Below are 14,331 nucleotides of genomic sequence, written 5' to 3' on the forward strand. Positions count from 1 at the left end.
TGCTGGCATCGCCCACCTCCACAACATCATCCTCGCGGGGTGACGCCAGCACCGTTGCCAGGCAACGCTTCACCGAGTTACGAGACATCCTTTAGCCGGCGAAGCAGGCGAACTCCTCGAGATCTTCCAGTGGCTCACCCCGGCGCAGTCCACCGCGATCATGGACGACCCGGCCCGTGCCGAAGCCGTACACCACGAACTTGCCGACGTCCTCGCCTACCTGCTCCGCCTGGCGGACGTACTCCAGGTCGACCTAGCAACGGCCCTACGTAAGAAGATGGACCTCAACGCCCGGCGATACCCCGTCGACCGGGCACGCGGTCGCAGCGACAAGTACGACACCTACGACAACTAGCCCCAGTCAGCGGCAGCAAGCGCCGCCAGCTGGCACACCACTATGTCGCGCCGCCTGCTGCCCTGGAGCACAACAGGCTTTCCAAGTCTGCCGCGCTGTGTGCACCCCTAGTTGTCGCAGTCCATAACCGCAGGCGCTGCCGGTCGGTCGAGCGGTACGGACCTTCCCGAACCGTCGCGAACGAGACCAAAACTGAGACGATGCACCCGTCACACTTCGCCGGCCTCTCCTCTGCCTTGATGGCTCACCGCGCCCTACTGGAGGTACTGGCTCTTTCCGATTGACTGAGGGATCGGTATCATGCGGCGGTGAGCGAAAAGGGGCTGAGTCCAGACCGGGTCAAGCATTTAGAGCTTATCCAAGCCATTGTAACTAGGCTCGGGAATAACTCCTTCCTCATTAAGGGGTGGACTCTCGCCATCGGCTCGGCATTCTTCGTGGTTGCGACTAATCGTCTGAGCTGGAAGATTGTTGCAGTCGCTTTTGCCCCAATCGTTATTTTCTGGATGCTCGATGCGTTCTACTTGCGGCAGGAGCGACTATTTCGGAAGCTTTATGATGAAGTGCGGAGGCCGCAGTCTACCGTCGAGCCATTCTCTATGGATTGCAGTCGCTACTGGAGTGACGTCTCAATGTTTCAGACGTTCTTCTCTGTCACGCTCCGCTATTACTATGGAGCGCTATTTATGATCAACTTCGCCTTTCTTGTGGGGGCGTTGATTCGCATCGCCTGATGACCTCATCACGACCGCATCCCTGATCGCCCCCGCGACTCCCTCCGTGGTGGCTTCGCTCCAAGGCTCACTTGGCGGCCAGAGATTGCCGATGTGGTCTCCGTGCCAGCGGGGTACTAGGTGGAGGTGGATGTGGAAAATCGTTTGAGTTGCTGCTGATCCTGCCGAGGTTATTAAATTCATTCCATCCGGTGATAGCGCTTCCTTGATCGCGTTCGCAACTCGGATCGCAGCCTCCATCAGCCGCGCCCCAGTGTCGACTCCTAGTTCATACAAGTTTGGTACGTGTGCCTTGGGGATGACCAAGGTGTGCCCTACGGCAGCGGGCCGCAACGGAATGAACGCCATCGCGTGATCGCTCTCGAAGACAAGCTCTGCTGGGGCATCCTTCGTCGATATCTTGCAGAACTCGCAGTCGGGAATATGTGCTTGGGCCACGGTTCTCCTATCGCAGTTATTAGCTCGAATGATTCCATTGTCGGGTTAGCGACAGGCGGTGGCTGTGCGCGAAGCAAGTCCCCCTGTGACTGATATCCTGCCAGAGCAAATCGGAACCAGCTAGGAGGGTTTGTGGCTCGTAAGGTCTTTTATAGCTTCCACTATAAGCAGGACTCACACCGCGTCTCGCAGGTGCGCAACATCGGGACGGTCGAGAAGACTACGCCTTTGCTTACTGGCAACCAGTGGGAAGAGATTAAGCGCAAGGGTGATTCGGCTATCCAAAACTGGATCGACGGACAGATATCTGGCAAGTCGTGCACCGTGGTCCTGATCGGCCAGTACACGGCTAGTCGTCGTTGGGTAAACTACGAGATTGAAAAATCTTGGTTCGACGGTAAAGCAGTCCTGGGGGTATACATTCACCGATTGAAGGATCTCGGAGGAAGGGAGTCCGGGCAAGGGAACAATCCTTTCGACAACTTCACCCTCAATTCTCGCTCATTGGCGAGCGTTGTGAAGGCCTACAACCCGTCGGGCTGGGATAGTAAAGCCGTTTATGCGAACATCGCCAACAATCTTGCTGATTGGGTCGAGGAGGCAATCTCAATCCGATCGAGAAATCAGGGTGTGCTTAAGTACCGGTAGTCCAGAGACTCCGAGATGCGCGGCGCCGCTTGGTGCTGCGCATCTCTCGGATTATGGTCTCCACTCTGACTGTGCGGCCCGCATTCGATGTCGCTGGTCTCCCGAGTTCGGGATCCGAGGAGAATGAGGTCTGCCGTTGCACGTCTACCGACCTCCAGTAAGGGGGGGGTGGGATGTCGGCTTGGTTGATCACCTGGCCGGGACCGATAAACCTTCGGGCGACTAAGAGTCCAGCGTTGTGTGCTTCAAGTCCCGCGTGACTGGCGGAAGCGTCGGCGATCAACCATGGCGTCAAATCTCGCTCAAAGGCGTCCACCGCACCCTTCAAGACACAGCTCTCGGTCGCAATTCCGCAGAAGAAAAAATCCGTCCAGCCGCGCTGCTTGACCAGCCTATCGCCCTCCATCGTGAACGGGCTGTAAATGTTTTTGTCAAGCGTTGCGCCGCGTTCGAGGAATGGCTGCAATTCGGGGACGATATTTGTCTCAGGGGCGGACTGTAGTCGTCGCCAGCCAAAGAAGCGCTCGAAAGGACTGCCGGGGTAATTGATGTATCGGGTGAACAGAGTGTCGCCACCAGATTCCTGCCATCGCTGCACCAGGGCCGCGACGACCGGCACGATGTGTGCTGACTGTTCTCTAACAAAGCCGTTCTGCATGTCGGTCACTACGAGCACTGGCCGATTAGTTGCCATTGCTTCAACCTCGATCCGTGTCGCGGAGAGTCTCGATGGCTTGTTCCAAGGCTGGCGTGAGGTCGCTCGTTCGTAGGATCGCTCGACGCATTGCTTGATGTTGTCCGGTCTCTCGTGGTCGAGAAGTCGTCAAGCGGGAGCGGACCCCTCGAAGGTATCGCCACCCGTACTTGGATGGCACCTCAGGGTCTGTGCCGAGCTCAATCTGGCGGGTGATGGCATCGGTAAACGCCCACATAGACTGCACCGCAAGTTCGCAGGCGACCAAATCGGCTTCGGTCAGGGCTCGCTCGGGTGCAACCGGGTGGTAAACGACGCCGGACCACGAGGCGTAGCCCGAAGAGATACCGCGAATGCCGAAGGACTCGATTCCTCCGTGGTCGTACGCCTCGGAGAGTAGGGACTGCTCGATCAGTTCGGCGTGGGCCAGGTGCTCGTCATCCATTTGGCGATCACGATGCAGCAGCACCGAAGGCGTCGCCATGATGCGTAGCGCTGGCTCTATTAGCCCGGGCGACCACGCCGGCTCGACCAGCCAGTGGGCCCCGAAGACGTACAGTTCCCTTTCGCTAATACCGGGCAAGGCGCGGGAGAGGTAGTCCGCTGCCCACTTGATGTTGTCGCCGTACGACACCTTTCGCCAGGCCGCCAGCGAGGCTATAGACGACATCTCTATGGACTCCACCAGGTGGAAGACGGTCGATCCGCAAGGCCATACGTAGAGGGTGCACTCGCCCTCCGGGTGCTCAACTGCGGCAGCGTCGCAGGCGTACCACTGACCCTCGGCCGGCACGCAGGCCGCGCCGTCCCGTAGCTCGGCTGCTGCCTCCACACCTACGAAGGCTGGCACGAACTTGTGTGACCGGACAGAGAAATGCGGCCGTTCCTCTCCACCCCCGGTCAGCTCGCCGAATAGATCGTGGGGCTTTGCCGCGTACGCCAGGCAGTAGAGCTGTCGATAAATCGGATCGGTGACCGCCAAGCGCCCAGTCTCGTGCCGATACATCGCCTTTTCGATGGCCTCGACGGCCGGTGTCTCCCGGATGCCGTGCTGTAGGCCTAGGCGGTGCAGCTCCCGCGCGGCGCGCTTCCGCGAGTCCCAGCCTGCCGCCTTACGTTGGTTGACCAGCACAAGGTTCGGCTTGAACTGCCGACCCACCTCGCTGGACATGCCCCGTGTCCTTCGTGTCCGTGCGTAGTACCTGCCCGATTGGCCGACTCGCGGGCAGTCTCATTGGCAGGCGAGCAAGGTGCCGCCACAGATCGAAGGCGAGAAGGGGAGGCACAGATGATCCGAGTCAGTCGGCGGGAGTGCCCCGGCGCGGCCTCCCGGCCTGCCATTGCTGGATGGTCTTCGGTCGCCACGTCGGCGACCGTCCGAACATGCGGTCGGGCGCGGGTGCCTGGCCGCGGGAGACGTACGACGCCCAGGTGGCACGGCTGATCGGCACGCCCACCGACGCCAGGTAGACGCGTACGTGCTCGGTAGTCCACCAGTCGGCGGGCAGCTCGTCAGCAGTCATCACTACAAGCCTACGCGGTCGAGGTGCTTGCGCGAATACAACGTCACGCTGTAGCTTGCGAATACAGCGCCAAGTTGTAACGGCCGGATGGTCCAGGGAACGGCGGCACGCGTTGCCGTACGCCCAGGGGCCGCCGAAAGCCACACGTTCATTGAGAACTCCATAGCGACAGGAACGAGTGCGCGTGGGTCGCGAGCGGCATCCCTGCATTGAGCCACCTGGTGGTCGACCCCGGTAGGTCCCGGGCGAGCGGGGCGAGCGGAGCGGGTCACGCGTACTACAAACACCTCGCCTCGGTCTTGGCTTCGGCCATCGACCGAGGCACCCGGCTTCATCAACCTGTCTCGGAGGTTCCCGTGAAGAAGCACCGCATCCCCGTTACCGCCGAACCGGCCGCCGAAGACCTGGCCGCCATCGACATGGAGTGGCCGTTGATCGCGGCCGAGCTGGACGTCCTGGACGCCGAGATCACGATGTTCTACGCCGAGGACCACGGCGGCCCCACGCCGCTGGACTGGCGGCGGCTGCGCCGGGCCGAAGCCCGCGTCACCCGCGCCGCCGCCGAGCTGGCCGCCGGCATCGCTGGCCCGCACCGCGCGGCCTGATGTCGCGCATCCGCGCCGCGTACCACGATCCGGAGGGCACGCGGTACGGCATCCCCGCCTACTGGTGGCGAGGTGCCCCGCCCGGCTACGCCACCCGCCGTCAACTGACCGCCGCCGGCCTGCAGCCCGGTGGTCAGCCGATCGCCGCTCAGGTGCTCTGGCAAGGGGTCGGCGGTACTCGCGCTGCCTACCTATACCGGGTCGACCTGGCCCGGCCCAAGCGCACCGCCACCCCCGCCCAGTGGGCCGCGATTGGCAAGGCGCTGACCGCCCGCCGCACCTGCCGAATCTGCCGGCAAGTGCGGCCGTACTACATCCCGCGCTCGCTCGGCGAGTGCCTCGAATGCGCCCATCCGATGGAGGCCGCCGCATGATCCCCCGTACCTACACCCACCCGAGCGTTCTGGACGGCATCGCCGCCGGGGCGTCGTGGGCTGACCCGACCATGGACCCCACCGCCATCGACTGGACCGCCCGCCGGGCCGCCGCCGCACTGCAGTTCCCGCTGGTCGACGGGCGGCCGGTCAACCCGTACGCGCCGACCGGCATCCGCTACGGCCGTAACCAGCTCGGCCACTGGGGCGAGGCCCTGGCCGCCGACGCCCTGGTGTCGCTCTGGGACGAGAACCGGCACCGCTGGATCGTGATGGTGGAGCGCGGCGACGGCCACGGCTGGGCGCTGCCCGGCGGCCACGTCGACCCCGGCGAGACGCCGGCCGACGCCGCCGTGCGGGAGCTGGCCGAGGAAACCGGCCTGATCCTGCGCAACCAGGAGTGGCACCTGTCGCCGCCGCGCTACGTGCCCGACCCCCGCGCCAGCGATGAGGCATGGATGGTCACCGTCCTGGCCCGCACCTGGATCGGCCACCACCGCCGCGGCGACTTCCCGCTGGTGACCGGGGCCGACGACGCCCGTCGGGCGCTGTGGCTGCCTACCGACGACTACGACGTGCTCGCCGACTACCTGGCCGACGCCTACGGCGGTCAGGTGTTCCCCGCCCACCGTGACCTGCTCGCCGACAACCTGGACGAGGTGACCCGATGACCGCCCCCACCCTCAACGGCACCCGCTACCCGCAGCCGGTAGACGCCCTCCTGCCGGCCGCCCGCGCCCTGGACCTGCCCGACGGGCAGCAGTTTCCGTCGCGGAACCGGCTGATGCGGGAGTTCCGCATCGGTGCGCCGAAGGCGGACGACCTGCTCGCCCGCCTCAAGGCCGAACACGAGAAGCGCACCCGCACCGAGCAGACCCGCACCGCGATGATCGCCCGAGGTGCCCTGCTGCCCCTCGACGACGCCCTGACTAACCTCACCGAGCCGGCCACGGTGCCGCTGGACTACGCCGAGCCGATCGGCCCGCACCCGGCCCCCACTCCGGTCGCACCCGAGCACACCCCGCCGGTCGACCCCGTGCCGGCCACTCCGGCGAAGATCGCGCCCGCCGAGCAGGTCGAGCAGGTCACGGCGGTCGGTCACCCGGACACGCCCACCCCGGCCAAGCCGGCCCGACCGGCGGTGGTGTGGCCGGTGGTGCTGCTGGCGCTGCCCGCGTTCGTGGCGATCTGGTCCGGGTGGGTTGGCCTCGGCGGACTCACCGGGTTCGGCATCGTGCACCCGCTGCCCGGCATCGCCGACGGGTTCAGCCTGAACACCGCGATCACCCTGCCGATCGGTGTCGAGACGTACGGCGCGTACGCCCTGTACGTGTGGCTGTCCGGCCGTGTGCCGGAGCGGGCACGCACCTTTGCCAAGTGGTCGGCGCTCGGTTCCCTCGCTGTCGGCGCGCTCGGTCAGGTCGCCTACCACCTGCTCGTCGCGGCCGGCATCGAATCGGCCCCGTGGTGGATCACCACCGCCGTCGCCTGCCTGCCCGTCGCGGTGCTCGGCATGGGAGCCGCCCTCGCCCACCTCGTACGCACCCACGACTAGCTCTGCCCGGCGGCACGGCCCCTGGCCTGAGAAACCGTGCCGTGCCGCCGGCCCTCACCCCTCAGCCAGACGACCTCAGGAGAGACCACCAATGTTCGCAGACCCCACCGGCCGGCACGCCGCTGCGTTCGCCGCCGTGTACGTCGCCCTCTACGTCGCCCACCAGGTCGCCGACCACTGGGTGCAAACCCAGCACCAGGCCGACTGCAAAGGACAGCCCGGCTGGCCGGGCCGCATCGCCTGCACCGCCCACGTCACCACCTACACCCTTACCGCCCTGGTCGCGCTGCTGCTCCTGGTCGCCGGCACCGGCCTGCGGCTGGACCCGTGGGGCGTGGCGGTCGGGCTGACGATCTCGGCGGTCAGCCACTACACCGCCGACCGACGTACCCCGCTCAAGCGCATCGCTGCCGCTCTCGGCTCAGCCCGCTTCTACGCCCTCGGCACCCCTCGCCCCGGCCACGACGACAACCCGTCCCTTGGCACCGGGGCCTACGCCCTCGACCAGTCGTGGCACATCGGGTGGCTGTTCATCGCCGCCCTGTTCTGCGCGGTCTGACCACCCCTGCGCCACACCGCCCCGACTCCCCGGGTCGGTGAGGTGCGGAGGTTGCCAGACCCGCTGGCAGCCCGACAAGAAGGGCATCCTCGTGGCGATCTCGTCCTGCAACCAGTGCGGCAAGGGCTTCAAGAGCGTGTCTGTCGACAGCACCGGCACCCTCGCCATCTGCAACGCCGGTCACTACAACTTCGACCCCACCACCAGCGACAACGGCGGCACGGTGAGCACCGGCCGCGTGACGGTCACCGGACAGTCCGCGATCGGCAACGGCACAACCGCCATCGGCAGCCGCAAGCACCGGCGCTGACCGCTCCCGTCGTCACCGGCCCATCCCCCGGTGACGCGCGGAAGCCGCCAGACCCGCTGACGGCCCAACCAGAGGAGCACCACCGCTATGGGCAAGCGCAACGTCGCCTCCGGCACCGACCGCATCGCCGTACAGGCCGGGCAGGTCACCGGCCGCCGCGACACCAGCAAGACCCCCAAGGACACCGACACCAAGCCGGGCCGGACCGAGAACACCGTCACCGGTAACGCCCGCGTCGGCATCCAGGCCGACACCGTGACCGGCCCCATCCGCATCCGCTTCTAACCCCGCCCGGCGGCACGGCTCTCGGCCTCGACAACCCGTGCCGTGCCGCCGGCTCCCCCATCCGGCTTCAACCGTCAGGAGAGACCTCTGATGTTGTCACCCTTGCGAGCACTACGGCGAGCAGTGATCCGCTCGTGGCCCCGCCGTCGGCTCTGGCTCGGCACGCCGCTGCGAGCCACGATCGCCGCCGCCGCGTGCGGCGGCTACACCCTGCTTCTCCACTATGCGCAGGGCGTCGAGCGGGTCGACCTGCCGCTCCGCATGGAGGAATACGACCGGCCCGATGAGCGGGAGTTCACCGCCGTCGCCGCCGCCCTCGCCGCGCGTGGCCTGACCCGCACCACGCCGTGGCAGATCGACGCCTACGGCCGCCTGTGCGCCCCCGTCGCCGTCATCCGTTGCGGGAAGGAGTCCCGATGACCGAGCCGAACACCGACCCCGGCGACCGTTTCGACTGGCAGGCCGCAGAGGCCGACATCACCGCCGGCCCCGACGCCGAGGTGGTCGACCTGGACGACGCCCGCGCCCGCCGGCTGCCCCGCCCGCGCCCGCCGGCCGAGGCCGACGACGACGGCGGCCCGGACGACGGCGAGGACGCCGAGAGCATCGACGACGGGCCGGTGCGCCTCGGCGGCCCAGTCGACGCTGCCGACGACATCCCGCCGGAGGCGTTGGCTCGGCAGGGTGAGCGCCGGCCGATCCTGGCCGAGTGGGCGCGGTCGTGGCGCGGCTTGCGCGCCGCCGTGCGGCACCAGGCCAAGGACGCCGGCTACGTGACCGCTTACCACGGGGTGCGGTTGCCGAAGTACGCGGCGAAAACGGCCGTGTGGGCACCGGTCGGGCTGTTCCGCGGCGTCGGCCGTGCGCTGCACTGGGCCAGCGCCGAGGAAGGCAATTGGGACCTGCGGCAGGCCGCCGCGTCGCGTGGTGACGCCGACACCTGGCTCAAGCTCGACGCCCGCCGGCAGCGCCAGTCAGTGTGGCGTTGGTGGGTACTCGCCACGGGCGCCGGGGCGGTCGTCGCGGGTGGAATCGTGGTGGCGGTCATGCCGACGGTATGGCGGTGGGCCGCTCTCGCGGCGGTGGTGCCGCTACTGGCCACGCTCGGCCGCCCGGCGGACAAGCCGATCACCGACCGGGTGACCGAGGGCAACCGGTATCGCAAGCTCACCGCCGAGCTGGTGCGCCGGGCGCTCACGTCGCTGCAAATGCCGGCCATCAACTCGGCGGTTGCCAAGGACCCCAAGGCGATCAGCTTCCCGGTCGACATTCACCGCGACGGCCCCGGCCACCTGGCCGTGGTCGACCTCCCGTATGGGGTGGAGGCCGCCGAGGTGGTCGCCCGCCGGGGCAAGCTCGCCTCGGCGATGCGGCTGCCGCTGGATCAGGTGTGGCCCGAACCCGCGCCCGGTCACACCGGCCGCCTGGCGTTGTGGGTCGGATATGAGCCGGCGTCGCAGATGACCCAGCCGCCGTGGCCGCTGCTGTCCGCCTCAGCCAGGGTGGACGTGTTCAAGGCGTTCCCGTTCGCGACCACCCCGCGCCTGGACACCGTCGCGGTTGACCTGATGTTCCGTAACTTCCTGTTCGGCGGTCAGCCCGGTTCGGGCAAGACGTTCGCGCTACGGGATCTGATCCTGGCCGCAGCCCTCGACCCGCGCACCGAGATTCGCGGCTACGAACTCAAGGGCGTCGGCGACTTCGCCGTGCTGGAACCCGTCATGGCCGAGTACGGCAGTGGCTTCGATGACGACACCCTCGCCCGATGCTTTGCGTTCATCGAGTGGCTGTACGAGGAGTGCCGCCGCCGCTCCAAGCGCATCGAGCACTACGCCCGCCTCGGTAAGGCACCCGAGAACAAGGTCACCCCGGAACTGGCGTCGCTCAAGGGGTCGGGGCTGCACCCCCTGGTGGCGTGGTTCGATGAGCTGCAAGAGCTGATGACCAGCAAGTACGGCAAGGAAGCCGGGGAACTCCTGGAAAAGGTCATCAAGCTCGGCCGCGCCCTCGGCGTCATCATCATGATCGGCACGCAGATCCCCGACAAGGACAGCTTGCCGACCGGCATCACCCGCAACGTCAACAGCCGCTTCTGCCTTAGCGTCGCTGACCAGACGGCAAACGACATGATCCTTGGCACCTCGGCGTACAAGAACGGCTACCGCGCCACGGTGTTTCAGCCGGTCATTGAGGCCGGGTGGGGCATCCTGCGCGGGTTCGGCCCGAAGGCGTCGGCGGTGCGGTCGTTCTACGTCGACACCAACGCCGCCACCCGCATCGTCGCCCGCGCGTTCGCGCTGCGCACCACGGCCGGGACCCTGCCCAAGCCAGACGAGCAGACCCGCGACATCGCTCCGGTGGCCGACGTGCTCGGCGACCTGGCGCGGGTGTGGCCGGGCGACGACAAGGCCGCGTGGAACGAGACGCTGTGCACGCTGCTGGCCGAGCTGCGACCCGACGTGTACGGGGGTTGGGAGGCCGCGCAGCTCACCACCGCGCTCAAGCCCCACCCGTTGGTAAAGGTCGGCGACGTGGGCCGGCGCATCGACGGCAAGGCCACCACCCCTCGCGGCATCAAGCACGCCGACCTACTCGCCGCGATCGCGGAGCGTGACCGCAAGCGGTCCGCCGGCTAACCGCCGCCGAGGGTGCTAGCGCTAGCGGCCCGCGCTGCTAGCGCTAGCACCCCCGCTAGCACCCCATCCGAATCATGAGCTGCCGTCTAGCAGATAGCAGCTCACAGCCTCGCACACCCAAAAACCGGCCTGAGAGGCACTTGTGGACCCCCTGCTCACCGCCGCTATCGCCGTCGCCACACCACCCGCCCTGGTCACGCTCGGTTACGCCGGCCTGTGCTGAGTCAAGCCGTTCACCACCTGCCGACGGTGCGCAGGCACCGGCCGCACCACCACCCGCATCCTGCGCCGCCCCCGTGCCTGCCGCCGCTGCGACCGAGGCCACCGCCTCCGCACCGGGCGACGCGTCTTCAACTACTTCCACCGCCTACGCACCGAGGCCACCCGATGAGCCGCCGCACCGGCCGCGACGGTCACACCAACTGGTGCGGACGCGACCACCGATGCGGCCTCGGCGAACACCGCTCCGACGAAATCGTGGTCGACCTGCCCGGCCACGGGCGGGCCGTGCTGGTGCGCGTGCGCACCGCCGCCGGCCGCGAACACGCCGAGGTGCGCGTCAGGGTCGCCCTCGCCCCCGGCGAGATCGCGGCCCGCCGCCAACTGGTCGGGCTGCTCGGCGACATGCGCCAGGCCGTGACCCGCGCCACGATCGCCGCCCGACCTCGGCCGAGGCGGGCCGGGCGGTGACCGGCGGGCGGTGCGGCCACTGGATCGGCACCGCCGGCCGCTACTGCCACACCCCGGACAACCTCCGGCCCTACCTGCAAGGCCCCCGCTGTCCCGCGCACACGCCGTCAGCGCTCGCGGGGCGACCGGAACCACCTTCTACGCCCCTGTGTCCGCCATCGACCGAAGGAAGGGACCTCATGCCCGACCCTGGCCTGTTGGCCGCTGCCCTTGCCCACGCCGCGCGCGGATGGCACGTCTTCCCGCTGCGCCCCGACGACAAGCGGCCCGCGTTCCCCGACCACACCGCAGAGAACTGTGCCCAGCTCGACCCGCGCTGCCGCGCCGCCGGCCGCCACCTCGGCTGGGAGCCCCGCGCCACGACCGACCCGGACCGCATCCGGCGAGCGTGGTCGACGCGCCCCTACGGCGTCGGTATCGCATGCGGCCCGTCCGGGCTGGCGGTGGTCGACCTGGACGTGCCGAAGACCACCGACGACACCCCGCCCGCCGATTGGGCGGGTGCGCGTGACGGCCTGGACGTGCTCACCGCACTGGCCGATCGCCACGGCGGCAGCATCGACACCACCTACACCGTGACCACCGGTCGCGGTGGTAGCCACCTCTACTACCGCCACCCAACCGACGGGCCCGAGTTGCGCAACACCACCGGTGACCGGGGCGGGTTGGGGTGGAAGGTCGACACTCGCGCGCACGGCGGCTACGTCGTCGCCGCCGGGTCGACGGTCGCCGGCCGCCCCTACACCGTGGCGCTCGACTGCGAGCCGGCGCCACTGCCCGCATGGCTGGCCGGACTGCTCACCCCGACCCCGCGACCGGCCTGCCGGCCCGCCCCGGTGGCGCTACCGGCCGACCGGCGCGGCCCGTACGTGGCGGCGGCTATCCGCCGCCAGGTCGCCCACCTCACCGCCGCCCCCGACGGGCAGCGCAACCACGCCCTGTTCGCCTCCGCCGTCGCGCTCGGCCAGCTGGCCGCCGGCGGGGCGCTCACCGACGACGACGTGACCGCCGTCCTGGAACGGGCCGCGTTGTCGATCGGCCTGCGGCCCGCCGAGGTCGCCCGCACGATCGCATCCGGCCTGCGCACCGGAGCCCGCAACCCACGCACTCTCGCCACCACCGGAAGGACGGCGGCATGACCACCCGCCTACAGATCGGCTCCGGGCCGGAAACCATCCGCGTGCTCAAGGCCGCGCTCATCGACGGGCTGCTACCCGACACGTACGTGTCGGCCGGATCGCTGGTGCACATGGAAGCCGTCTCTGGTGGGCTGGCGACCGCCGCTGACGAAGACTCGCCGCTGCCGGTGTCGGCGAGCATGGTCAACCCCGCCGGCCTGGCCGGGCTGCTCGCCGAACACGCCTACGTGTACCGGCTCAAGACCCGCAAGAGCGACACCGGCGACCCGGAGATGTTCGAAGACGAGGTGACCCCGCCCCGCGACATCCTGTCGTCGGTGCTGGCCGGCAAGACGTGGCCGGGCGTGCCGCCGCTGCGCGGGATCATCGGTGCCCCGGTGCTGCGCCGCGACGGGACCCTGTTGCAGCGGCCCGGCTACGACCCGGCCACCGGCCTCTACCTGGCGTCCAAGGTGGCGCTGCCGCCCGTGCCGGACGAACCCACCGCCGAGCAGGTAGACGAGGCACGTACGTTCCTGCTCGGTCGGTTCCTGCGCGACTTCCCCTGGGCGTCCGCTGCTGACCGGGCCAACTATGTAGCGTTGTTGGCCACGCCGATCCTGCGGCACTTCACCCGCTCCCTGACGCCGTTCGCGCTGATCGATGCGACCATGCCGTCATCGGGCAAGACGATCCTCACCGCCGGGCCGGGAATGCTCTACGGGCAACGCGTCATGACCTGGGCCTACTCGGATGAAGAACTCCGCAAGAGCATCACCGCGGTTCTGGCCGAGCAGGTCGGGGTGGTCATCTGGGACAACCTCGCCGAAGGCACCGTCATCGACTCCGCCGTGCTCGCCCAGCTCGTCACGAGCGGCGTGTGGTCCGACCGGCAGCTAGGGGCGTCGCGCAACGTCGCCACCGTCAACGACCGGCTATGGATGGCCACCGGCAACAACCTGCAAGTCGGCGGTGACATGGCATCTCGCACGGTGCGGGTGCACCTCGACCCGAACATGCCCCGCCCCGAACTGCGCGACCAACGCGGGTTCGGCATCCCCCACCTCGACCAATGGATCACCGACCCCGCCAACCAACTCACCGTCCTGTGGCACCTCCTGGTCCTCGTCCTCGACTGGACCCGACGGGGAGCACCCCGGGTCACCGGGTTGTCGATGCGGCAGTTCACTCCCTGGGCGCAAGCCCTCGGCGGGTTCCTCGCCCACCACGGCATCGACGGATTCCTCACCAACGCCGCCGACATCCGTGAGATCGATGAAGACGAAACGCGCTGGCGCGCGTTCCTCACCTGCTGGCACGACCGCCACGGCGGCCGTGCCATGACCGCCGCCGAGCTACGGCAGGACGCCGAGCCGATGCACCTGGGTAGCGACGTCAACGACCCGTGGGACGGGCAGTTCATCACCACCCACAACGGCCGCCTACCCAACCCGCTGCAACTCGGCCGGCTGCTGACCGGGCAGGCCGGACGCTGGCGCGGCGATCACGTCATCCGGGCAGGCAAGAACGACCGGGGCGACCGATCCGTGTTCTGGGTCGAACGCCACCAGGGGTAAACCCGCTGAACCATCTCCGCATCTCCGCAACGCCGCAGCAACGGCGCTCTACCAGGGGAAACACTCTGCGGAGATCAGAACCTCAAGGATCATCGATTTCCGCATCTCCGCAACCTCGCTGCGGAGATGAACCCTCTTTGCGGAGATGACCTCTCAGTGGCACTCCGCATCTCCGCAAGCATTCGCCCAGCTCACAGCCATGTTTGCGGAGATGCGGAGATGCGGAGATG

17 protein-coding genes and 2 pseudogenes are annotated in these 14,331 nt (G+C 68.0%); 15 read left to right on the top strand and 4 right to left on the bottom strand.

Annotated elements, in window-relative coordinates; translation table 11 throughout:
- Window positions 1-112: 112 nt before the first annotated feature.
- A pseudogene (locus ACFYZF_RS00005) lies at window positions 113-355 on the top strand (MazG-like family protein); the annotation flags it as partial.
- A gap of 308 nt (window positions 356-663) precedes the next feature.
- Window positions 664-1,089, top strand: coding sequence for a hypothetical protein (locus ACFYZF_RS00010; RefSeq protein WP_387013948.1), 426 nt, complete (start codon window positions 664-666; stop codon window positions 1,087-1,089).
- Here the strand turns inward: ACFYZF_RS00010 and ACFYZF_RS00015 are convergent.
- Window positions 1,036-1,527 (bottom strand): HIT family protein, encoded by a 492-nt coding sequence (locus tag ACFYZF_RS00015; protein WP_387013949.1) that lies wholly within the window; start codon window positions 1,525-1,527, stop codon window positions 1,036-1,038. The genes ACFYZF_RS00010 and ACFYZF_RS00015 overlap by 54 nt on opposite strands.
- 132 nt (window positions 1,528-1,659) lie before the next feature.
- On the opposite strand from ACFYZF_RS00015, the gene ACFYZF_RS00020 reads away from it, so the two are divergent.
- Window positions 1,660-2,175, top strand: a complete 516-nt coding sequence (locus ACFYZF_RS00020; protein ID WP_387013951.1) for a TIR domain-containing protein — start codon at window positions 1,660-1,662, stop codon at window positions 2,173-2,175.
- Between the two features lie 169 nt (window positions 2,176-2,344).
- On the opposite strand, the pseudogene ACFYZF_RS00025 reads toward ACFYZF_RS00020, so the two are convergent.
- From ACFYZF_RS00025 to ACFYZF_RS00035, 3 genes and pseudogenes are all read right to left on the bottom strand, one after another.
- A pseudogene (locus ACFYZF_RS00025) lies at window positions 2,345-2,869 on the bottom strand (cysteine hydrolase); the annotation flags it as partial.
- Window positions 2,870-2,873: 4 nt separating this feature from the next.
- Window positions 2,874-4,040 carry a hypothetical protein gene (locus ACFYZF_RS00030; protein ID WP_387013954.1) on the bottom strand — a complete coding sequence of 389 codons (1,167 nt, stop codon included), beginning with the start codon at window positions 4,038-4,040 and terminating at the stop codon, window positions 2,874-2,876.
- Window positions 4,041-4,167: 127 nt separating this feature from the next.
- Window positions 4,168-4,392, bottom strand: coding sequence for a helix-turn-helix transcriptional regulator (locus ACFYZF_RS00035; protein ID WP_387013957.1), 225 nt, complete (start codon window positions 4,390-4,392; stop codon window positions 4,168-4,170).
- Between the two features lie 356 nt (window positions 4,393-4,748).
- Here ACFYZF_RS00035 and ACFYZF_RS00040 point away from each other — a divergent pair, with 356 nt between their 5' ends.
- From ACFYZF_RS00040 to ACFYZF_RS00095, 12 genes are all read left to right on the top strand, one after another.
- A complete protein-coding gene (locus ACFYZF_RS00040) occupies window positions 4,749-4,997 on the top strand; it encodes a DUF6284 family protein (RefSeq protein ID WP_387013960.1) in 249 nt (82 codons plus the stop codon).
- Complete coding sequence (locus tag ACFYZF_RS00045; RefSeq protein WP_387013963.1) at window positions 4,997-5,371, top strand: RRQRL motif-containing zinc-binding protein; 375 nt, start codon at window positions 4,997-4,999, stop codon at window positions 5,369-5,371. Before ACFYZF_RS00040 ends, ACFYZF_RS00045 begins: the two co-directional genes overlap by 1 nt.
- Window positions 5,368-6,042: an NUDIX domain-containing protein gene (locus tag ACFYZF_RS00050; protein ID WP_387013966.1), complete on the top strand. Its 675-nt coding sequence runs from the start codon at window positions 5,368-5,370 to the stop codon at window positions 6,040-6,042. Before ACFYZF_RS00045 ends, ACFYZF_RS00050 begins: the two co-directional genes overlap by 4 nt.
- Window positions 6,039-6,926, top strand: coding sequence for an ABC transporter permease (locus tag ACFYZF_RS00055; RefSeq protein ID WP_387013968.1), 888 nt, complete (start codon window positions 6,039-6,041; stop codon window positions 6,924-6,926). The genes ACFYZF_RS00050 and ACFYZF_RS00055 overlap by 4 nt, the downstream gene beginning before the upstream one ends.
- 91 nt (window positions 6,927-7,017) lie before the next feature.
- A complete protein-coding gene (locus tag ACFYZF_RS00060; RefSeq protein WP_387013971.1) occupies window positions 7,018-7,485 on the top strand; it encodes a DUF3307 domain-containing protein in 468 nt (155 codons plus the stop codon).
- A 37-nt stretch (window positions 7,486-7,522) separates the two neighbouring features.
- Window positions 7,523-7,795: a hypothetical protein gene (locus ACFYZF_RS00065; protein WP_387013974.1), complete on the top strand. Its 273-nt coding sequence runs from the start codon at window positions 7,523-7,525 to the stop codon at window positions 7,793-7,795.
- Window positions 7,796-7,882: 87 nt separating this feature from the next.
- A complete protein-coding gene (locus ACFYZF_RS00070; RefSeq protein ID WP_387013977.1) occupies window positions 7,883-8,080 on the top strand; it encodes a hypothetical protein in 198 nt (65 codons plus the stop codon).
- 90 nt (window positions 8,081-8,170) lie between these two features.
- On the top strand, window positions 8,171-8,500 hold the full coding sequence (locus ACFYZF_RS00075) for a hypothetical protein (protein ID WP_387013980.1): 330 nt from the start codon (window positions 8,171-8,173) through the stop codon (window positions 8,498-8,500).
- Window positions 8,497-10,716, top strand: coding sequence for a cell division protein FtsK (locus ACFYZF_RS00080; protein WP_387013983.1), 2,220 nt, complete (start codon window positions 8,497-8,499; stop codon window positions 10,714-10,716). Before ACFYZF_RS00075 ends, ACFYZF_RS00080 begins: the two co-directional genes overlap by 4 nt.
- Window positions 10,717-11,103: 387 nt before the next feature.
- A complete protein-coding gene (locus tag ACFYZF_RS00085) occupies window positions 11,104-11,406 on the top strand; it encodes a hypothetical protein (protein ID WP_387013986.1) in 303 nt (100 codons plus the stop codon).
- Between the two features lie 179 nt (window positions 11,407-11,585).
- Window positions 11,586-12,545, top strand: a complete 960-nt coding sequence (locus tag ACFYZF_RS00090; protein WP_387013989.1) for a bifunctional DNA primase/polymerase — start codon at window positions 11,586-11,588, stop codon at window positions 12,543-12,545.
- Window positions 12,542-14,101: a hypothetical protein gene (locus ACFYZF_RS00095; RefSeq protein ID WP_387013991.1), complete on the top strand. Its 1,560-nt coding sequence runs from the start codon at window positions 12,542-12,544 to the stop codon at window positions 14,099-14,101. The genes ACFYZF_RS00090 and ACFYZF_RS00095 overlap by 4 nt, the downstream gene beginning before the upstream one ends.
- The last annotated feature ends 230 nt before the right edge of the window (window positions 14,102-14,331 follow it).

The sequence above is a fragment of the Micromonospora sp. NPDC001898 genome (genome assembly GCF_042891255.1).
Lineage (GTDB): Bacteria > Actinomycetota > Actinomycetes > Mycobacteriales > Micromonosporaceae > Micromonospora.